Genomic DNA, 18,651 nt, shown 5'->3' with positions numbered 1-18,651 from the left:
TGCTCAACGGTACTTACGGAGCTGGCGCGTTCGTGTCGGCGTACGGGAGGGGAGAGGCGCATGAGGCGAGTCCTGCTGCTGGTGGTCGTCGCCGTGCTCGGTGTCGCGGGGTGTGGTTCCGGCGCCGACGAGGCCGAAGTGGTCGTGACCGGCACGTCCGGCCTGGAGCCGCTCGCGGCGGCAGCGGGGTGCGAGCCGGTCGTACGTACGGAAAGCCGCGACCTCCGCCAGGCCAACTGCCGTAGCGGCGCGGCCCGTTACGTACTCGTGGCCTTCCGCACCGACCGTGGCCAGCACGAGTGGCTGGACGCCGCGAACGACTACGGCGGCAGCTATCTCGTCGGCCGCCGGTGGATCGCGGTCGGCGAGCGGCGCGTGCTCGTGGAGCTGCGCGGCCGGCTCGGCGGGACCGTGGTGACGTCCTCGCACCACTCGGGGAACAGCGGTGGTGGGGGGAAGGACGAGGAACACCACTCGGGCCACGGCACGAACTGACCGCGCAGCGGTACGGGGGATGCGGTGGTGCTGTGTGTCGGGGGAGGGCGGTGGGTGGAGGGCGGCTCACGTACAGCGGTCGCCGCTGTTGATGCAGCGCACCATCCGGTCCATGAGCTCTTCGTCGAAGACGTTGATGAAGTCGCCGTGGTCGGTGATCGGTTTGTGCAGTTGCTCGGGGAACGAGTCGACGGCGAAGTTCCGCTCCGGCGCCACGTCGTACACGATGCGCTGCACGAGCTGCGGCACGGCCTGGAACCCTTGCGGGCAGCGGCCCTGCTCGTCGGTGAAGGCCACATGGGTGCGGTGGTTGGCGCTGTCGGTGTTCTGGCCGTCCCAGCAGCTCTGGAAGCGGAACGAGCGGACGACGTCGCTGCCGTCGGGGCACAGCGGGTACTTGTCCGCCAGCTGACGGTCCTCGAATCCGGTGCAGCTCCAGGACGCGTTGGCGTTGGCGTCGCCGTTGGTGAAGGCCTTGGCGTCGCCGGTGATCACCCGCAGGAACCTGGGCATCGCGGTGACCTCGCCGACCGGGCTGCCCACGAACGTCAGGCTCACCTCGACCGGCGTCTGGATCTCCCCGACGTTCTGGTCGTTGCCGCCGCCGTCGGCCCCCGCGTCCTCCTCGTCCTGACCGTTCTGCACACGCAGCACCGGCCAGTAGTACGTGGAGCGGTCGCCCTGGTCGCGACAGCTGGTGTCGCCGTTCGCGAGGTCCTCGTCACCGGCGAAGGCGTCGTTGGCCTGGTTGCCGACGTAGTCGTGCATGTGGTGCGCGCCGTTGCTCACGCCGGGGGCCGCGATGACGTTGTCCGGGTTGCGGTTGCCGTTCTCGTTCGTGCCGCAGTCCGTCGTGAACGTGCCGCGGGATGCGTCTCGTTGCTCGCGCGGGAGGTTCACGTTCGGCTCGACCGTACGGATGTCGACGAAGTCGCCGTCCACGGGGCCGTTCCCGGCTTGCCCGCCCTGGTCCTGCCCGCCCTGGCCGTCCTGGTCCTGGCCGTCTTGGTCCTGGCCGTCCTGGTCTTGACCCCCCTCGTTCTGGCCGTCCTGGTTCTGGCCGTCTTGGTCCTGGCCGTCTTCCCCTGGTCCTTGTCCTCCCTCTCCTTCCTGCCCCTCCGGTCGGCCGTCCTCGTCGGCGGTGCGGAGGGTGCACGGGGCCAGGCTGTCGAGGTTCTCCGGTGCGCGGGCTCCGTTCTCCTCGATCGCGGCCACGATGCCGCCGATCGACTCCCGGCGCTGCTGCTCCAGCGGTCCCAACAGCTCGGCGGGATCCGCACCGGCCTGCCGGCGCTCGGCGAGCCGCGCGTACGCCTCGGTGATCTGGCTGTCCAGGTCGGCCAGTCGGTTGTCGACCTCCTGGCGTGCGGCCTGTGGCACCTCCCTCAGTTCGTCGCCCACGTCGGGGCAGTCGATGGTGGACATGGCGGCGGGCTGCCCGGCCCCGGCGTCGCGTTGCCCGCGACCGCCGCTCTCGCCGGCCGAGGCGTAGACATTCACCACAGCCAGCCCGCCGCCGCCGAGTATCAGGGCCGTGGCGGCGGCGATCGCCCGGCCTGCCAGCGTCGATCGTTTTCGTGATGTGCGTCCCATGCGTTGACGTACGCAACAGGAGCCCCCCGTGTTCAACTCCCGCCGGAACGCGTCGCTCTACCCGAGGCCCAGCACCTTCTGCTCCACCTCCGGCGCCAGTCCGAGCGGGGGGCGGTCCGGGCGCTGGGGCGCGGTGCCGCCTATGGACCGCAGCCACTCCCAGGTGTCCCGCACGGTCTCCGTCGCCGGTCTGCACCGCAGGCCCGCCGCCAGGGCCTTCGACACGTCGGCGCCGTGCAGGGCGTCGTGCATGTCGGTCCGCGGCGGCACCCAGATCGGCAGCTGGGTCCAGGGCTCGATGCCTGCCTCGGCGATCACCTCCGGCGCGGTCCAGCGCAGCTCGGCGTCGCTCCCCGTGACCTGGACGCAGGCGTCGAGCAGCTGACCGGTCGTGGTGTGGCCGGGCGGCGCGAGGACGTTGTACGGACCGCTGAGCTCCGCCGCCGCCGCGTCCAGGGTCCACTCGGCGAGGTCCCGCACGTCGATGAACTGGAGCGGCAGCTCACGCGGGCCGGGTGCGAGGACGGGCCCGCCGCGCGCGATCCGGCCCAGCCACCAGGGCAGCCGGCCCACGTTCTCGTACGGCCCGATGATGAGTCCGGCCCGCACGAGCAGGGAGCGCTCCGCACCGAAGGACTCCAGGACGGCCAGCTCGCCGCCGCGTTTGTCCTGGGCGTACTCCGTCTGCTCCGCGTCCGCCGCGCCGTCGTTGAGGGGCGCGCTCTCGTCGAAGCCGGCCGGGGGCGCCCACACGTAGACCGAGCCGCTCGACACGTACACGTATCTCCCGGCCCGCTCGGCGAGCAGCCGTGCGCTGTCCCGCACGATGCGGGGCGCCGCCGACCAGGTGTCGACCACGAGGTCCCACGCGCCGTCCGCCAGCGCCGCCAGGCCGTCGGGTGTCGTGCGGTCGCCGTGCAGGGCGTGGACACCGGCCCGGGGTGCGTGCCGGCCGCGGTGCAGCACCGTCACGTCCCAGCCGCGGGCGAGCGCCGACTCGGCCACGGCCCGGCCCACGAATTCCGTGCCGCCGAGGATCAGAAGTTTCATGCCTGAGAGCTTGCCCGCCGACGGGCCGCGGCGGAACACCGCTCTGCTGTCAGAAGATTCGGGAAAGTCGACGGCGGAACCGGGAACGATCCGGGGCGTCGGCACATCACGCGCGGAGGCGGTGTTTTCAGCCACCTACCTGGGTGGCACGATGTGCGCCGATGACGGATGCCCGGTCGCCCTTGCGTGCCTTTCGGGCCGCGATCTTCGCGGCAGTGGGCGTCTCGTTGGCCGCTGTGGGGCATTCGTCCATGTCTGCCCATGACATTCCGATCAGTGGCCTCTTGGCGGCGTTCGTCCTCACCGCGATCGTGGCTTGGACTGTCGGGCACCGCCGCCGAGGCATCCCGTCCATCGCGACCGGACTGCTCGCGATGCAGGCCGGACTGCACCTGACGTTCGCCGGCTCCCAGGTACACGGTTCCCAGGCCCACGCGAGCCATGGATCCGGCCTGCACGCGAGCACCGGATCCGGCCTGCACGCGAGCACCGGAACGGGCACCCTCGCGGGCCACGGATCCGCCACCTATATGGGTGCCGGTTCCCACATGAGTGCCGGATCCCCCATGAGTGCCGGATCCCCTATGGGTACCGGAACGCACATGGGCGCCGACGCCCCCATGAGCGGCGGAGCCGGGGCCGGAGCCGGTACACACAGCGCCGCCATGGACCACAGCTCCCTCGGCATGCTGGCCGTCCATGTGCTCGCCGCGCTCGTCTGCGCCCTGTGGCTGGCGCGCGGCGAAGCGGCGTTCTTCCAACTCCTCGCCGCCGTCGACTCCCTGGCCTTCGCGCCCCTGCGGCTGCTGCTCGCGGCGGTACGGCTGCCGCTGCCGCCCCGCATCACCCGGCGGCCCCGCCCCCGCCCGGCCGCACGCGCGCGTGCGGCCGTTCTCGCGTACGCCGTCACCCGGCGCGGCCCACCCGCCACGGCGCTTCTTCTCCGTCACGCGCCCCTGGCGTCCTGAGTCACGCTCTCGTACGACCGTCCGACGCCACGGGTGTGCTTCCCCCTGCCGTCGTACGCGTACCGAAGGACGCCATGGCCATCGAAGACCGACCCAAGCCGGATGAGGCAGACCAGCCACAACCGCCGGACTACACCGACTACACCGATCCCACCGATCCCACCGATCCCACCGATCCCACCGATCCCAGCGACTCCACCGATCCCACGGGCGGCGACCAGTCCCCACCCCGCGGACCCATCTGGTCCGCACTGCGCCCGCTCCTCCTGAGGCTGCACTTCTACGCCGGAGTGCTCATCGCCCCGTTCCTGCTCGTCGCCGCCGCGAGCGGACTGCTGTACTCGCTCTCCTTCCAGGCGGAGAAGATCGTGTACGCGCACGAACTGGAGGTCCCCGTAGGCGACCAGGCCCTGCCGCTGAGCGAGCAGGTGGACGCCGCGCGCGCGGCGCATCCCGAGGGCACCGTCACCGCGGTCTGGCCCGCCCCCGCCGAAAACCGCAGCACGCGCGTGTTGCTGTCCACACCCGACGTACCCGAGGACCGCTCCCTCGCGGTCTTCGTGAACCCCTACGACGCCGAGATCCGCGGCGAGCTCGAAAGCTACGGCGGCTCCGGAGCGCTGCCGCTGCGCACCTGGGTCTCCGAACTGCACCGTCATCTGCACCTCGGTGAGTTCGGCCGCAACTACAGCGAGCTGGCGGCCAGTTGGCTGTGGGTCGTGGCGCTCGGCGGGCTCGCCCTCTGGTTCGCCCGCCGTCGCGCACGCCGCCGCGACCTCGTCGTCCCCGCGAAGGGCCAGGCCAAGGGCCGTCCCCGCACGCTGTCCTGGCACGGCGTCGTCGGGCTGTGGGCGGTGCTCGGGCTCGTGGCGCTCTCCGCCACCGGTCTGACCTGGTCGAAGAACACCGGCGCCAACATCGACGAGCTCAAGGCCCAGCTGGGCGGCGCCACCCCCGTCGTCGACGCGACCCTCGCCGGAGGCGCATCCTCCGGCGGCGGCCACGAGGGCCACGGCTCCGGCTCCGGGCGCGAGCACGGTCACGGTGGCCACGGCGGCGCGGACATCGGGGTCGACCGGGCCCTGGAGATCGCCCGCGGCCAGGGTGTCGACGGCCAGATCTCGGTGATCCTGCCGGTCGACGGACAGGGCTACGTGGTCAAGGAGACCGACGCCGAGTTCCCGGTCCACCTCGACTCGGTCGCCGTCGACCCGGCCGACGGGCGGGTCATGGACGAGGTGGCCTTCGCCGACTACCCGGTGCTCGCCAAGCTGACCCGGTTCGGGATCGACGCGCACATGGGCGTCTTCCTGGGCCTGCCCAACCAGTTGGCGCTCGCGGGCCTGATGGTCGCCACCGTCCTGCTGATCGTCTGGGGCTACCGCATGTGGTGGCTGCGCCGGCCGACCAAGGGCCGCGCCCTGAGCCTCGGCAGGCCGATGCCGCGCGGTGCCTGGCGCAGGGTGCCGGTGCCGCTGCTCGTACCGCTCGCCGCGGCGACGGCCGTGATCGGCTGGTTCGTCCCGCTGCTCGGGATCAGCCTGCTCGCGTTCCTCGTCCTCGACACGGTGCTCGGCCGCGCGGCACGCGCCCGCGCGACGACGTCGAGCGACTGACGCAGCGACTTGTGACGTCGAACGGCTGACGCGGCGACGGTGACGTCCAGCGGCTGACGCAGGACGTTACGAGAGGGGCCGCTCCGTACACGCGTACGGGGCGGCCCTTTCGCTGCTGCGCGGAATGCGTCAACGCCCGGCGGGAGGCGCGTACTTGTACCCCACCCGCCGCACCGTCTGGATGGCCTGCCGGTGCTCGGCGCCCAGCTTGCGGCGCAGGCGGGCGACGTGGACGTCGACCGTCCGGCCGTCACCGACGTGCCCGTACCCCCACACCGTGGTGACCAGCCGGAAGCTGGACGGGAACACGAGGAAGCGCCCGCCGGACACACGAAGAAGCGCCCGCCGGACCTCGACGGGCGCTTCCTCACGTACGACGCGAGCCGCTTGATGGAGGCTCAGACCTGGCCGGCCTTCTCCAGCGCGCTGCAGCAGGTGTCGACGATCAGCCGCGTCACGACGTACGGGTCGACGTTCGCGTTCGGGCGGCGGTCCTCGATGTAGCCCTTGCCGTCCTGCTCGACCTGCCACGGGATGCGGACCGAGGCGCCGCGGTCGGAGACGCCGTAGCTGTACTCGTTCCACGGGGCGGTCTCGTGCAGACCGGTCAGGCGGTCGTCGATACCGGCGCCGTAGTTCTTGACGTGGTCCATCGGCTTGGAGCCCTCACCGAGGGACTCGCAGGCAGTGATGATCGCGTCGTAGCCCTCGCGCATGGCCTTCGTGGAGAAGTTGGTGTGCGCGCCGGCGCCGTTCCAGTCGCCCTTGACCGGCTTCGGGTCGAGCGTCGCGGAGATGTCGAAGTCCTCGGCGGTGCGGTAGAGCAGCCAACGGGCCACCCACAGCTGGTCGGAGACCTCCAGCGGGGACAGCGGGCCGACCTGGAACTCCCACTGGCCGGGCATGACCTCGGCGTTGATGCCGGAGATGCCGAGGCCCGCGTCGAGGCAGTTGTCCAGGTGCGCCTCGACGACGTCACGGCCGTGGATCTCGTCCGCGCCGACACCGCAGTAGTAGCCGCCCTGCGGGGCCGGGAAGCCGCCGACGGGGAAGCCGAGAGGGCGGTCGCCCTCGAAGAACGTGTACTCCTGCTCGATGCCGAAGATCGACTCCTGGGCCTCGAACTTCTCGGCGACCTCGCGGAGCGCGGCACGGGTGTTGGAGACGTGCGGCGTCATGTCCGTGTTGAGGACCTCGCACAGGACGAGGATGTCGTCGCCGCCGCGGATCGGGTCCGGGCAGGTGAAGACCGGCTTCAGGACGCGGTCGGAGGCGTGGCCCTCGGCCTGGTTGGTGCTGGAACCGTCGAAGCCCCAGATCGGCAGCTCGGCCAGGCCTGCCGACGAACCGGTCATGATCTTCGTCTTGGAGCGCAGCTTCGCGGTCGGCTGGGTGCCGTCGATCCAGATGTATTCGGCCTTGAAGGTCACGGGGGCGCCATCCTTTGCGGGCTGTGCGTGCGATGCGGGTGTATCGCGGATGCGGGTGGGTCGCGGCGGTGCGGTCGCGCTGTACCCGCAGCCTCGCAAGGGGCGATTTCCCGACCGTTGCCCGTCTGTGAACCCCGTGTAACGCGGCTCGCCGCTCGCGTGACACGTCAGCTGCCCGGCTCCGGTGGTCAGGTGCGTCGTATACGCGATTGACTGGGCGGCATGGCGACACCACCGATGACACCCGAGGCTCCCCAGGCTCCTGCGGAGCCGCTGCGCGTCGGCCTGTTCGGCACGGGGCCCTGGGCCGCGCGTGTGCACGGCCCGGCGCTCGCCGCGCACCCCGACGTGGAGCTCACCGGGGTGTGGGGCCGCAGGCCCGAGGCGGCCGGCGAGCTGGCGACGGAGCTCGCCACGCGCGCGTACAGGGAGGTGGACGCCCTGATCGCCGACGTCGACGTGGCCGCGTTCGCGCTGCCGCCCGACGTACAGGCGCACATCGCCGCACGCGCGGCGCGGGCCGGGCGGCATCTGCTGCTGGACAAGCCGGTCGCGACCGATGTGGCCGTCGCGCGGGACCTCGTCGACGCGGCCGCCTCCGTCGCCTCCGTCGTCTTCTTCACGTTGCGCTTCTCGGCGGCGAGCGGCCCGTGGCTGGCCGAACAGGTAGCGGCGGACGGCTGGTTCACGGGCCGGGCCGAGTGGCTCGGCAGCATCTTCGCGCCGGACACGACCTCCCCGTACCCCGCTTCGCCCTGGCGGCACGAGAAGGGCGCGCTGTGGGACGTGGGGCCGCACGCCCTGTCGCTCCTTGTGCCCGCGCTCGGCGACGTGACCTCGGTGACGGCGGCGCGCGGCCCCCTCGACACCACGCACCTGCTGCTGCGGCACCACTCGGGCGCCTCCTCGGTCGCCACGCTGAGCCTGACGGCGCCGGAGAAGGCGGGTGGTGTGACGGTCGAGCTGCGCGGCGCGTCCGGCGTGGCCACCCTGCCCGAGGTGTGGGGCGAGGGACCGGTCGACGCGTACGCGCGCGCCGTCGACGCTCTCCTGACCGCCGCCCGCACGGGCATCCCGCACGCCTGTGACGTGCGGTTCGGGCTGCGCGTGACGGAGATCCTCGCGGTGGCGGAGGGCTTGCTGGGCTGACGCTCGGCCAGGTCGTGTCCGTGAATTCCCGTCGTCGCCCGCGGGGCAGGCGGGACTTCACGGACACGCCCAGGGCCCGTCTTCCCGATCTTCGCGGACCAGGCCGCGGCGCCATGAGGGTCCCCGCTGCTCTGAGGGCCCCTGCTCTGAGGGCCCCCTGCTCTGGGGCACCTCCCGGCCGAATGCTGGGAGGAGCCGAGGGCTTGGGGAGTGTGCTCTGGGGGTCCCCCCCCGGCCGGAGGCTGGGGGAGCGTGCTCTGGGGGCACCTCCCGGCCGGGGGCTGGGGGAGTCGTGGACCCGCGAAGATCGGGGAGACGGGCCCCAGGGCCTGGCGGGGGGGAGAGAGAGCGTCAGCGGCTGAGTGCGTCTCGTACCGCCTCGTCCGTGCGGGCCACCACAGCGGTGCCGTCGTCCGCCGTGATGATCGGGCGCTGGATCAGCTTCGGGTGCGCGGCGAGCGCGGCGATCCAGCGGTCGCGAGCGGCGGCCTCGCGCGGCCACTCCTCGCGGTCCTTGAGGTTCAGCTCCTTCGCGGCCGTTTCCTGGGTGCGGGTGATGTCCCACGGTTCGAGCCCGAGCCGGTCGAGTACGGCGCGGATCTCGTCCTCGCCGGGCACGTCCTCCAGGTAGCGGCGCACCGTGTACGACGCGCCTTCCTCGTCGAGCAGCCGCACCGCGCTGCGGCACTTCGAGCAGGCCGGGTTGATCCAGATCTCCATGCCGCAAGCGTAAGCCCGCACTCCGCTACGAGGGGTCTCGGCGGGCCTCAACGCCCTTGTGGCCAGGGGCGATTGTCAGTGGTGGGTCGTAGAATAGAAGCAGTGTTCGAGACGGGTTGGGCACTGCCGCGGAAGCGGTGTGTCCCACCCCCGACCACCCAGGAGGATGTTCATGGCCGCAGTCCTGTCCGCTGTCCCGAAGCCCTTGCCGATCGACCTTCCGTACATGCCGCTGCTGAAGCAGCCGCTCCCCGCGGGCCGCCCCCGCGAGTTCTACATCATGCACAACCGCCGCCTGAAGGCCATGCGTCTCGCCATCGCCCTGCTCGACTCGGGCGTGCTCCGCGCGGAGCAGGCGAACAACCGCAAGATACGCAGCACGGCCGAACTCGTCGGTGTGCACCCGCCGTCGGACATCACCTGCCACATGGTCCGCGCGCTGATGCGTTACAGCCGCTGACGTTACGGCGGTCACGGCAGTAACCGCACGGCAGTCACGGCAGTCACGGCAGTCGCGGGGCCGCGAGGTTCGCGGTCCCGCACCCGTGGGCGCCGAGGGTCCATCCCGACCGCCCTCTTGAACTGCCCACGACAGTGCGGCAAACATGTCCAGACCAATGCTCCAGAGCAATGCTCCAGACCAATGCTCGCTCCAGACCCATGCTGTCGAGCGGAAGGCCGCACCGTGCGACGCACCCGGCTCCTCGTCCCCGCAACCCTGGCCGCAGTCCTCGGCGCCACGCTGACCGGCTGCGCCACTGACACCAGGGCGGCGGAGCCGGAACTCGTCGCGCCGCGCGGCCTCACCGTCCAGGCGTCCAGCGCCACTTCGGTCCACGTCATGTGGAACAAGGCGGCGACGGGAGACGTCACGGCGTACGAGATCTACCGAGGCAAGACCCGCGTCAGGACCGTCCCAGCCGACCGCCTGATGGTCGACATCACGGGCCTGAAACCCGCCGCCACCTACAAGTTCACCGTCCGCGCCAAGGGCGACGACGGCGCCGCCTCACCCCTGAGCCGCCCCGTCACCGTCACCACCCGCGCGCACACCACCACCGACCACGAACCGCCCACCGCACCCACCCACTTGCGCGCCCGCGCCTCCGGCCCCCGCGCGGCCACCCTGTCCTGGCGCGCGTCGACCGACAACGAGGAGGTCACCTCGTACGACATCTACCAGCGCGGCTCGAAGATCCACAGCGTCAACGGAGACTCGACCGCCGCTCTGGTCACGGGACTTCGCCCCGGCACCGACTACACCTTCACGGTCAAGGCCAGGGACGCCGCCGACAACAGCTCCCGCGCCGGTGACGCCGCCGGTCTCACCACGGCCGAGGCACCCGACGGCGCCGAGGACACGTCGAAGGACACCGCACCCACCGGATTCCGCGTCACCACGCACGCCGACGACGGCGCCCACCACCTCGACCTGTCCTGGACCCCGCCCGACACCGGGGGAGACGTCAGCGAGTACCAGATCCACCTCAACGGCAGACCCGCCACGACCTTGATGTGGGGCGCCGAGGCACCCGAAGGCCGGGCGGAGCACAGCTTCTTCATCAGCCGCGAGGCAGGCCAGACGTACCGCGTGAAGCTGCGCGCCAAGCTGCCCGACGGCAACTGGGGCGCGTTCTCCGAGGAGCGCACGGTGACCACGGGCAGCACGGGCAGCACGGGCCAGTAGCCTCGGCGTGCCGCGCGCCCGCCTCGAAAGGGAACTCCCCATGACCGTAGCCCTGTTCACCCTCGGCGGGACCATCGCGATGGCGGGCGCCAGGGCGGACGAGCGCGGCGGCACCGTCGTCACCCGCCTCACCGGCGCCGACCTGACCGCGGCCGTCCCCGGGCTTGACATTCCGCTGGACGTCCACGACACCCGGGCCGTCCCCAGCGCCAACCTCACCTTCCGGCACCTCCTCGACCTGGTCGAGCAGGCCTCCAAGGCGCTGCGCGGGGGCGCCCGCGGCGTCGTCGTCACCCAGGGCACCGACACCCTGGAGGAGAGCGCCTTCCTCATCGACCTGGTGTGGCCGCACCCCGAGCCGTTCGTCCTCACCGGCGCCATGCGCAACCCCACCCTCGCGGGCCCCGACGGGCCCGCCAACCTGCTCGCCGCCGCCCGCGTCGCCGCCGCCGACGACGCCCGCGACCTGGGCGCGCTCGTCGTCCTGGGCGACGCGATCCACGCCGCCCGAGCGGTCCGCAAGACGCACGCCACCAGCACGGCCGCGTTCACGTCTCCCGACACGGGCCCCGTCGGCCACGTCATCGAGGGCACGCCCCGCATCCTGACCCGCCCGCCCCGCCGCACCCCGCTCACCCCCGGCACGGCCGTACCCGCCCGCGTCGCCCTGCACACCGTCACCCTCGACGACGACGGCCACGCGCTCACCCGCCTCGGCGAGGACGTCGCGGGCCTGGTCGTCGCGGGCTTCGGCGTGGGGCACGTACCGGCCGACCTCGCGCCGGTCCTCGGCGACCTCGCCACCCGCATCCCGGTCGTCCTCGCCTCCCGCACCGGCGCCGGCTCCGTGCTCCGGCACACCTACGGCGCCCCCGGCTCCGAGACCGATCTCCAGCGGCGCGGCCTCATCAACGCCGGATTCCTCGACCCGTACAAGGCGCGGGTGTTGCTGCGGCTCCTGCTGATGACGGCGGACGTGACGCCGAAGGACATCGCGGAGACGTTCTCGCGGTACGCCTGAGCCGACGCGTCCTGGCCGAAAACATCCGCCGGAAATGCCCGAGTCGGGCCTGGTCCCGTATGTCCGAAGCACCCCGAGGCGTGGCGTGACAAGAGTCGCACCGGCCCGGAGGCGGGCCGATTTCCCTTTCCCCGTAGGGCCCTTGAACCCGGGGCTTACTCATTGGTAGCGCGTAATTTCGCCCGAATTTCCGGCCCGCGTGCGGAGATCGTGCGGAGATTCGGTGCGTGCTAGGTTCCCGTCCGACCGGGGGGTCGACCGCTCGAAGCGAGAGGGAAACCGTGGGTCACATGCACCACATGGACGGTGGCTGGATCACGCCAGTCCTGTCGTACGTCATGGCCGTCGTGGGGGCAGCGCTCGGACTGCGCTGCACCGTACGGGCCCTGGCCGCCGGGGGGCGGGCCAAGAGGAACTGGCTGATCACCGCGTCCGCCGCGATCGGCGCGGGCATCTGGACGATGCACTTCATCGCGATGCTCGGCTACAAGGTCGAGGGCACACCGATCCGTTACGACATCCCGCTCACCCTGCTGAGCCTCGTCGTGGCCATCGCCGTCGTCGGCGCGGGCGTCTTCATCGCCGGATACGGCGGGTCCCGCGCCCGCTCCGTCCTCCTCGGCGGCCTCGGCACCGGACTCGGCGTCGCCGCGATGCACTACATCGGCATGGCCGCCGTGGAGCTCAACGGCAGCCTCACGTACGACCCGACGCTCGTCGCGGCGTCCGTCGTCATCGCCGTCGTCGCCGCGTCCGCCGCCCTGTGGGCCGCGCTCGCCGTACGCGGACCGATGGTCGCGGCAGCCGCCGCCCTCGTCATGGGGCTGGCCGTGAGCAGCATGCACTACACCGGCATGGCCGCGGTCTCCGTCTCCGTACGTGCGAGCACCGAGCCTCTCACCGGCGCCAGCGCACCCGCGTTCATCCTGCCGCTCGCCGTCGTGCTCGGCTCGTTCCTCTTCCTGACCTGCGCCTTCGTCGCGCTGTCGCCGACCGCACGGGAGAGCGCCGAGAACGCGGCCGCGGCCCGTCCGCTGCACGAGGTGGAGCTCCCGGCGACCTGAGCGTCGACGTTCCTTCCCTGCACTCCCCTCCCCTCCCTCCCCTCCCCTCCATTCCCTTCCGTACTTCCCTCAGGGCGTGCCGTCCCCTCGCCCGCTCAACTCCCGCACCACCGCGTGCTGTCGAGGAGCCACTCCGTCATGCCCGTACGCCAACCGCTGCCCGAACGGCTGCGCCGCACATCAGCCGGGGGTGAGTCCCCTGGGGCCGAGTCCCCCGCGGCCGAGTCCCCCAGAGGCGAGTCCCTCAGGGGCGAGTCCCTCAGGGGCAAGCCCTTCCGAGCCAAGCCCTTCCGAGCCAAGTCCCTCCGAGCCAAATCCATCCGAGCCAAGGTCGTCACCCTGCTGACGGTTCCGGTGGTCTCCCTGATGGCGCTCTGGGGGCACGCCGCGGTCACCACCGCGACCCAGGTCTCGGACGCCGAGCAGCTGAAGCAGGTCAACTCGGCGCTCGTACAACCGGTTTCCGACTTCACCCGCGCCGTCCAGGACGAGCGAGCCGCCGCCCTCGTCAAGCACGCGGCCCCCGACGCCACCGCCCGCGACGCCTACGACGCGGCCAAGTCCCGTACGGACAAGGCCGCGGCGGCGCTGCGCGCGGGCGTCCACTCCAGCAGCACCGACATCGCCGGCATCGACGCCACCCTGCCCGACCGCATCCAGCGGCTGCTCGACAGCGCCGAGACGGTCACCGGACGGCAGGCGGACACCGGTCCCGCCGCGCTCGCCCGCTACAGCACCGCCGTCGACCACGGCTTCGCCGTCCGCTCCGCGCTCGCCCGCGCCGACCGCACCGGCGCCGCCGCCGACACCCGCGCCGTCCTCGAACTGGCACGCGCCCGCGAGGCGTTGAGCCGCCAGCACGCGGTGTACGGGGCCGCGCAGGCCGACGGCACCATGACCGCGGCGCAGTACCGCACCTTCGTCGGCGACGTCGCCCTCCAGCGCGACCTCACCCGGAGCGCCGCCGCCGACCTCGCGCCCCGCGACGCCACCGCCTACCGCGAGGTCCTCGACTCCACCGCCGCCACCGATCTGCACACCGCGCAGGACGCCGTCCTCGACGCCGGTGCCGCCGATGCCGCAGGCGCCGTACCCGCCGAGCGCTGGCGGTCCGCCGCCGGGGGCGCGCTCACCGGACTCGACCGCGCCGAGCGCGCCACCACCGCCCCGGCCGCCTCCGCGGAGCCGTACTCCCTGGCCACCCTGGGCAGTTCGGGGCTCGCCGTGATCCTCGGCCTGCTCGGCGTGGTGCTCGCCCTGATCCTCTCCGTACGCATCGGGCGCGGCCTCGTCGCCGACCTCACCGGACTCCGCAACCGCGCCCTCGACCTGGCCGCCACCCGCCTGCCCGCCGCGATGCGCCGCATCCACAACGGCGAGGACGTCGACCTCGACACCGAGGCGCCGCTCGCGCGTACGCCCGTCCGGGACGAGGTCGGCCAGGTCGGCGCGGCGCTCACCACCGTGCAGCGCGCCGCCCTGCGCGCCGTCGCGGGCCGCGCCGCCGTCCTCACCGGGGTCTCCGGGGTGTACGTCAGCCTGGCCCGGCGCAGCCAGGTGCTGCTCCACCGCCAGCTGGAACTCCTCGACACCATGGAGCGCCGCACCGAGAACCCCACCGACCTCGAAGACCTCTTCCGCCTCGACCACTTGACGACCCGCATGCGCCGGCACGCGGAGTCCCTGCTCATCCTCTCCGGCTCGGCCCCCGGCCGCGCCTGGCGCAACCCGGTCCCGCTGATCGACGCCGTACGCGCGGGCATCGCCGAGACCGCCGACATCGACCGGGTCCGGCTGCACGACATCCCGGACCTGCGGCTCGCGGGCTCCGCGGTGGCCGACCTGGTCCATCTCGTCGCCGAACTCGCCGAGAACGCCGCCCAGTTCTCGCCCCCGCACACGCCCGTGGTGGTACGCGGCGAGGAGGTCGGGGCGGGCGCGGTCCTGGAGATCGAGGACCGCGGCCTCGGCATGGGCGACGAGGCCCTGGCGGCGGCCAACGAGAAGATCCACGCCCCCGACATCGACCTCCTCGACTCCCGCCAGCTGGGCCTCTTCGTGGTCAACCGCCTCGCCGACCGCCAGCGCGTGGACGTCACGCTGCGGCGCTCGGTCTACGGCGGCATCACGGCGGTCGTCTTCGTACCGAAGGAACTCCTGGAGGCCCCCCACCCGGGCCTGCGCCCGCTGCCGGAACAGCAGCCCGAGCCGCTGCCCGCGCGCACGGGGCGACGGGCGGTGCCGAACGAACCGCAGGCGCCGAACGCCCTCCCGGCCCGGCGAGCGAAGCCCGGCCCGCAACCCGAGCAGACGCCACGGCCCGATCCTGCCCCTGCCATGCCCCCGACCCCGACCCCGACCCCGCCCCCGCAGCCGACCCCAACTCCCCCCGAAGACGGCCTCCCCCGCCGCGTACGCCAGGCGAACATGGCGCCCGAACTGCGAGAAGCGGACACCGCACCGGAACCCGTACGGGAGCTGCCGGGCCGCCGCTCCCCGGAGGCGGCCCGGGCCACCATGGCCTCCCTGCGCTCCGGCAGGCACCGCGCCCGCGCCGTCCGCGAGGCCGCCGAACCGCACACCGAGCACACCCAGCACACCCCGCAGACCCAGCACACCCCGCACACCCAGCACACCCCGCAGACCCAGCACACCCCGCACCCCGACGACGAAGGACAAGGACCCCGATGACCCCGACGTACACCGTCACCAACCTGGGCGACGGAGACCGCTCCGGCGGCGAGGGCCGCGGCGGCGTCGACTGGCTCCTCGACGACCTGGTGGACCGGGTCGCCGAGGTGCGCCACGCGGTGATGCTCTCCAGCGACGGCCTGTGCGTGGGCGCCTCCACCGGCATGGGCCGCGACGAGTCGGAACGCTTCTCGGCGATCGCGTCCGGCTTCCACTCCCTGGCCAAGGGCGCGGGCCGGCACTTCGACGCGGGCGGCGTCGTGCAGACGATGGTCGAACTGCAGGGCGGCTTCCTGTTCGTGGTCGCCGCCGGGGACGGCTCCTGCCTCGCCGTCTTCACGGACGGCCACGCGGACATCGGCCTGGTGGCGTACGAGATGGCCCTCCTGGTCGACCGCGTGCGCGAGCACCTCGGCGTCCCCACCCGCGCGGACGGCGAGACCCCATGACGGACGCACACCCCGGCGACCGCCCGGGCGCGGACGCGCACCCCGGCCGCCCGGACGCCTGGAGCGACCGCTACGACGACGAGGCCGGCCCCCTGGTCCGCCTCTACGCGATGACGGCGGGCCGGGCCCGTACCGCGAACGGCGCGGAGCGGGTCGACCTGATGGCGATCGTCCGCGCCCGCCCCGAAGCGGCGCACCCACCCGGCCCGCTCCCGCCCGAACAGCGCGACCTCCTCGCGCTCTGCGTCCGCGGCCCCCGCCCCGTCGCGGACCTCGCCTCGGACTCGGGCCTGCCCCTGGGCGTCGTACGCGTGCTGCTCGGCGACCTGGCCGCGGCCGGCCTGATCGCCATCACCCCGCCCGAAGCCGCCCCGCACACCGGCGCCCGCCCCGACGCCCATCTCCTGCGAGAAGTGATCCATGGCCTACGAGCACTCTGACCGCGCCGACTTCACCGCCCTGAAGCTCCTGATCGCCGGCGGTTTCGGCGTCGGGAAGACCACGCTGGTGGAGTCGGTGAGCGAGATCCGCCCGCTCCGTACGGAGGAGCAGCTGACGGAGGCCTCCCGTCCGGTCGACGACCTGAAGGGCGTGGCCACCAAGACCACGACGACGGTCGCGATGGACTTCGGCCGCATCACCCTCCGCGACGACCTCGCGCTCTACCTCTTCGGCACCCCGGGCCAGGACCGCTTCTGGTTCGTCTGGGACGAGCTGGCCACCGGCTGCCTCGGCGCGGTCGTCCTCGCCGACACCCGCCGCCTGGCGGACTCCTTCCCCGCGGTCGACTACTTCGAGAGCCGCGGCATCCCGTTCATCGTCGCCGTCAACTGCTTCGACGGCCTGCGCAGCCACACCCCCGAAGCCATCGCGGGCGCCCTCGACCTCTCCGCCGGAACCCCCGTACTCCTCTGCGACGTACGCGACCGGGAATCGGGCAAGGACGTCCTGATCTCCCTGGTGGAGCACGTCCTGAGCCAGGCCTGACCCCGTCCCGGCCGAGGCTTGACCCCGGCCGACCTCCCGGCCCCGCTCGTGCCTCAGCGCTCGGCGAGCGGGGCCGGTGCCTGCTGCACCACCCGGCCGTTGGTGTGCCGCTCTCCAGGACGAGGGAACAGCGCGAGCCGGTCGGGGTGAGCTGCACGAACCGGGCAACGGCGCGGGCCCCCGCCGGTCGTCGGGGGACGATCGGCGGGGGCCCGGAAGAAGCCGTCGGCACCGGTGGGTGCCCGCTCTTTAGAGGTCGAAGTACAGCTCGAACTCGTGCGGGTGCGGGCGCAGCTGGATCGGGGCGATCTCGTTCGTGCGCTTGTAGTCGATCCACGTCTCGATCAGGTCGGACGTGAAGACGCCGCCCTGCTGCAGGTACTCGTTGTCCGCCTCCAGGGCGTCGAGGACCGCGGGGAGGGAGGTCGGGACCTGCTGGACGTTGGCGTGCTCCTCGGGAGCCAGCTCGTACAGGTCCTTGTCGATCGGCTCGGCCGGCTCGATCTTGTTCTTGACGCCGTCCAGGCCGGCGAGCAGCAGCGCCGAGAAGGCCAGGTACGGGTTGGAGGACGGGTCCGGCGCACGGAACTCGACGCGCTTGGCCTTCGGGTTCGAGCCGGTGATCGGGATACGCATGGCCGCGGAGCGGTTGCGCTGCGAGTACACCATGTTGACCGGGGCCTCGAAGCCGGGCACCAGGCGGTGGTACGAGTTCACCGTCGGGTTGGTGAAGGCGAGCAGCGACGGGGCGTGCTTGAGGATGCCGCCGATGTAGTAGCGGGCGGTGTCCGAGAGGCCCGCGTAGCCCTGCTCGTCGTAGAAGAGCGGGTTGCCGCCCTGCCACAGCGACTGGTGGACGTGCATGCCCGAGCCGTTGTCACCGAAGATCGGCTTCGGCATGAAGGTCGCGGTCTTGCCGTTGCGCCAGGCGACGTTCTTCACGATGTACTTGAAGAGCATCAGGTCGTCGGCCGCGGCGAGCAGCGTGTTGAACTTGTAGTTGATCTCGGCCTGGCCGGCCGTGCCCACCTCGTGGTGCTGGCGCTCGACCTGCAGGCCGGCGCTCTCCAGCTCGAGGGAGATCTCCGAGCGCAGGTCGGCGAAGTGGTCGACCGGCGGGGCGGGGAAGTAGCCGCCCTTGTAACGGACCTTGTAGCCGCGGTTGTTCTCCTCCGCACCGGTGTTCCAGGCGCCCGCCTCGGAGTCGATGTGGTAGAAGCCCTGGTTCGCGGACGTCTCGAAGCGGACCGAGTCGAACACGTAGAACTCGGCCTCGGGGCCGAAGTACGCGGTGTCGGCGATACCGGTCGACGCGAGGTACGCCTCGGCCTTCTTCGCGATGTTGCGCGGGTCACGGCTGTACTGCTCGCCCGTGATCGGGTCGTGGATGAAGAAGTTGATGTTCAGCGTCTTGTCGCGGCGGAAGGGGTCCACGCGAGCCGTCGAGAGGTCGGCGCGCAGCGCCATGTCCGACTCGTGGATGGCCTGGAAGCCGCGGATCGACGAGCCGTCGAAGGCCAGCTCCTCGGACGGGTCGAACGCCGTCGCCGGGATCGTGAAGTGCTGCATCACGCCCGGGAGGTCGCAGAACCGGACGTCGACCATCTTGACGTCATTGTCCTTGATGAACTTCTTGGCATCGTCGGCGTTCTGGAACATCCGGCTCCTCCTACTTCCCGGTCCGGGGTGGAGCCGGGGATGTCTCGCTTGAGTGCGGCCAGTGCGGTGGCA

At 72.1% G+C, this 18,651-nt stretch carries 17 protein-coding genes and 1 pseudogene; 12 read left to right on the top strand and 6 right to left on the bottom strand.

The window, feature by feature from the left end; genetic code table 11:
* Positions 1–60 precede the first annotated feature (60 nt).
* Positions 61–495 carry a hypothetical protein gene (locus QIT00_RS32875; RefSeq protein WP_282539124.1) on the top strand — a complete coding sequence of 145 codons (435 nt, stop codon included), beginning with the start codon at positions 61–63 and terminating at the stop codon, positions 493–495.
* Between the two features lie 66 nt (positions 496–561).
* On the opposite strand, the gene QIT00_RS32870 is transcribed toward QIT00_RS32875, so the two are convergent.
* Both QIT00_RS32870 and QIT00_RS32865 read right to left on the bottom strand, forming a co-directional pair.
* Positions 562–2,088 carry a DUF1996 domain-containing protein gene (locus tag QIT00_RS32870; RefSeq protein ID WP_282539123.1) on the bottom strand — a complete coding sequence of 509 codons (1,527 nt, stop codon included), beginning with the start codon at positions 2,086–2,088 and terminating at the stop codon, positions 562–564.
* A gap of 57 nt (positions 2,089–2,145) precedes the next feature.
* On the bottom strand, positions 2,146–3,138 hold the full coding sequence (locus QIT00_RS32865) for an NAD-dependent epimerase/dehydratase family protein (protein ID WP_282539122.1): 993 nt from the start codon (positions 3,136–3,138) through the stop codon (positions 2,146–2,148).
* 251 nt (positions 3,139–3,389) lie between these two features.
* Between QIT00_RS32865 and QIT00_RS32860 the strand changes: the two genes are divergently transcribed.
* Both QIT00_RS32860 and QIT00_RS32855 read left to right on the top strand, forming a co-directional pair.
* Positions 3,390–4,106 (top strand): hypothetical protein, encoded by a 717-nt coding sequence (locus QIT00_RS32860; RefSeq protein WP_282539121.1) that lies wholly within the window; start codon positions 3,390–3,392, stop codon positions 4,104–4,106.
* 74 nt (positions 4,107–4,180) lie between these two features.
* Positions 4,181–5,722 (top strand): PepSY-associated TM helix domain-containing protein, encoded by a 1,542-nt coding sequence (locus tag QIT00_RS32855; RefSeq protein ID WP_282539120.1) that lies wholly within the window; start codon positions 4,181–4,183, stop codon positions 5,720–5,722.
* Positions 5,723–5,851: 129 nt separating this feature from the next.
* On the opposite strand, the pseudogene QIT00_RS32850 reads toward QIT00_RS32855, so the two are convergent.
* Both QIT00_RS32850 and glnII read right to left on the bottom strand, forming a co-directional pair.
* A pseudogene (locus tag QIT00_RS32850) lies at positions 5,852–6,013 on the bottom strand (winged helix-turn-helix domain-containing protein); the annotation flags it as partial.
* Positions 6,014–6,120: 107 nt separating this feature from the next.
* Complete coding sequence (gene glnII, locus QIT00_RS32845) at positions 6,121–7,152, bottom strand: glutamine synthetase (RefSeq protein ID WP_282539119.1); 1,032 nt, start codon at positions 7,150–7,152, stop codon at positions 6,121–6,123.
* Positions 7,153–7,374: 222 nt separating this feature from the next.
* Between glnII and QIT00_RS32840 the strand changes: the two genes are divergently transcribed.
* The gene (locus QIT00_RS32840; protein ID WP_282539118.1) at positions 7,375–8,301 is read left to right on the top strand and encodes a Gfo/Idh/MocA family protein; all 927 of its coding nucleotides are present in this window, start codon (positions 7,375–7,377) and stop codon (positions 8,299–8,301) included.
* 351 nt (positions 8,302–8,652) lie between these two features.
* On the opposite strand, the gene QIT00_RS32835 is transcribed toward QIT00_RS32840, so the two are convergent.
* Positions 8,653–9,021 carry an arsenate reductase family protein gene (locus tag QIT00_RS32835; protein WP_282539117.1) on the bottom strand — a complete coding sequence of 123 codons (369 nt, stop codon included), beginning with the start codon at positions 9,019–9,021 and terminating at the stop codon, positions 8,653–8,655.
* Between the two features lie 166 nt (positions 9,022–9,187).
* Between QIT00_RS32835 and QIT00_RS32830 the strand changes: the two genes are divergently transcribed.
* The 8 genes from QIT00_RS32830 to QIT00_RS32795 all read left to right on the top strand — a co-directional run bounded on the left by QIT00_RS32830 (position 9,188) and on the right by QIT00_RS32795 (position 16,920).
* Positions 9,188–9,481, top strand: coding sequence for a hypothetical protein (locus QIT00_RS32830; RefSeq protein ID WP_374991078.1), 294 nt, complete (start codon positions 9,188–9,190; stop codon positions 9,479–9,481).
* 225 nt (positions 9,482–9,706) lie between these two features.
* Complete coding sequence (locus QIT00_RS32825; RefSeq protein WP_282539115.1) at positions 9,707–10,708, top strand: fibronectin type III domain-containing protein; 1,002 nt, start codon at positions 9,707–9,709, stop codon at positions 10,706–10,708.
* A 40-nt stretch (positions 10,709–10,748) separates the two neighbouring features.
* The gene (locus QIT00_RS32820) at positions 10,749–11,729 is read left to right on the top strand and encodes an asparaginase (protein WP_282539114.1); all 981 of its coding nucleotides are present in this window, start codon (positions 10,749–10,751) and stop codon (positions 11,727–11,729) included.
* 281 nt (positions 11,730–12,010) lie between these two features.
* The gene (locus QIT00_RS32815; protein WP_282539113.1) at positions 12,011–12,793 is read left to right on the top strand and encodes an MHYT domain-containing protein; all 783 of its coding nucleotides are present in this window, start codon (positions 12,011–12,013) and stop codon (positions 12,791–12,793) included.
* Between the two features lie 138 nt (positions 12,794–12,931).
* Positions 12,932–15,484, top strand: a complete 2,553-nt coding sequence (locus QIT00_RS32810; protein ID WP_282539112.1) for an ATP-binding protein — start codon at positions 12,932–12,934, stop codon at positions 15,482–15,484.
* On the top strand, positions 15,481–15,933 hold the full coding sequence (locus QIT00_RS32805) for a roadblock/LC7 domain-containing protein (protein ID WP_282539111.1): 453 nt from the start codon (positions 15,481–15,483) through the stop codon (positions 15,931–15,933). The genes QIT00_RS32810 and QIT00_RS32805 overlap by 4 nt, the downstream gene beginning before the upstream one ends.
* Positions 15,930–16,373 (top strand): DUF742 domain-containing protein, encoded by a 444-nt coding sequence (locus QIT00_RS32800; protein WP_349017220.1) that lies wholly within the window; start codon positions 15,930–15,932, stop codon positions 16,371–16,373. Before QIT00_RS32805 ends, QIT00_RS32800 begins: the two co-directional genes overlap by 4 nt.
* A complete protein-coding gene (locus QIT00_RS32795; protein ID WP_282539110.1) occupies positions 16,354–16,920 on the top strand; it encodes a GTP-binding protein in 567 nt (188 codons plus the stop codon). The genes QIT00_RS32800 and QIT00_RS32795 overlap by 20 nt, the downstream gene beginning before the upstream one ends.
* 249 nt (positions 16,921–17,169) lie before the next feature.
* Here the strand turns inward: QIT00_RS32795 and glnA are convergent, their stop codons facing one another.
* On the bottom strand, positions 17,170–18,579 hold the full coding sequence (gene glnA, locus QIT00_RS32790) for a type I glutamate--ammonia ligase (RefSeq protein WP_282539109.1): 1,410 nt from the start codon (positions 18,577–18,579) through the stop codon (positions 17,170–17,172).
* Positions 18,580–18,651 lie beyond the last annotated feature (72 nt).

This window comes from Streptomyces luteolus (assembly GCF_029968015.1).
Taxonomy (GTDB): Bacteria; Actinomycetota; Actinomycetes; order Streptomycetales; family Streptomycetaceae; genus Streptomyces; species Streptomyces luteolus.
The sequence above is the reverse complement of the archived record's forward strand: the minus strand, read 5'-3'. Positions and strand labels throughout refer to the sequence as shown.

What these genes read in the sequence shown, in the direction of transcription:
- QIT00_RS32875 (WP_282539124.1), top strand. Translation starts at nt 61, where the DNA reads ATGAGGCGAGTCCTGCTGCTGGTGGTCGTCGCCGTGCTCGGTGTCGCG.
- QIT00_RS32870 (WP_282539123.1), bottom strand. Translation starts at nt 2,088, where the DNA reads ATGGGACGCACATCACGAAAACGATCGACGCTGGCAGGCCGGGCGATC.
- QIT00_RS32865 (WP_282539122.1), bottom strand. Translation starts at nt 3,138, where the DNA reads ATGAAACTTCTGATCCTCGGCGGCACGGAATTCGTGGGCCGGGCCGTG.
- QIT00_RS32860 (WP_282539121.1), top strand. Translation starts at nt 3,390, where the DNA reads ATGTCTGCCCATGACATTCCGATCAGTGGCCTCTTGGCGGCGTTCGTC.
- QIT00_RS32855 (WP_282539120.1), top strand. Translation starts at nt 4,181, where the DNA reads ATGGCCATCGAAGACCGACCCAAGCCGGATGAGGCAGACCAGCCACAA.
- QIT00_RS32840 (WP_282539118.1), top strand. Translation starts at nt 7,375, where the DNA reads ATGGCGACACCACCGATGACACCCGAGGCTCCCCAGGCTCCTGCGGAG.
- QIT00_RS32835 (WP_282539117.1), bottom strand. Translation starts at nt 9,021, where the DNA reads ATGGAGATCTGGATCAACCCGGCCTGCTCGAAGTGCCGCAGCGCGGTG.
- QIT00_RS32830 (WP_374991078.1), top strand. Translation starts at nt 9,188, where the DNA reads ATGTTCATGGCCGCAGTCCTGTCCGCTGTCCCGAAGCCCTTGCCGATC.
- QIT00_RS32820 (WP_282539114.1), top strand. Translation starts at nt 10,749, where the DNA reads ATGACCGTAGCCCTGTTCACCCTCGGCGGGACCATCGCGATGGCGGGC.
- QIT00_RS32810 (WP_282539112.1), top strand. Translation starts at nt 12,932, where the DNA reads ATGCCCGTACGCCAACCGCTGCCCGAACGGCTGCGCCGCACATCAGCC.
- QIT00_RS32805 (WP_282539111.1), top strand. Translation starts at nt 15,481, where the DNA reads ATGACCCCGACGTACACCGTCACCAACCTGGGCGACGGAGACCGCTCC.
- QIT00_RS32800 (WP_349017220.1), top strand. Translation starts at nt 15,930, where the DNA reads ATGACGGACGCACACCCCGGCGACCGCCCGGGCGCGGACGCGCACCCC.
- QIT00_RS32795 (WP_282539110.1), top strand. Translation starts at nt 16,354, where the DNA reads ATGGCCTACGAGCACTCTGACCGCGCCGACTTCACCGCCCTGAAGCTC.
- glnA (WP_282539109.1), bottom strand. Translation starts at nt 18,579, where the DNA reads ATGTTCCAGAACGCCGACGATGCCAAGAAGTTCATCAAGGACAATGAC.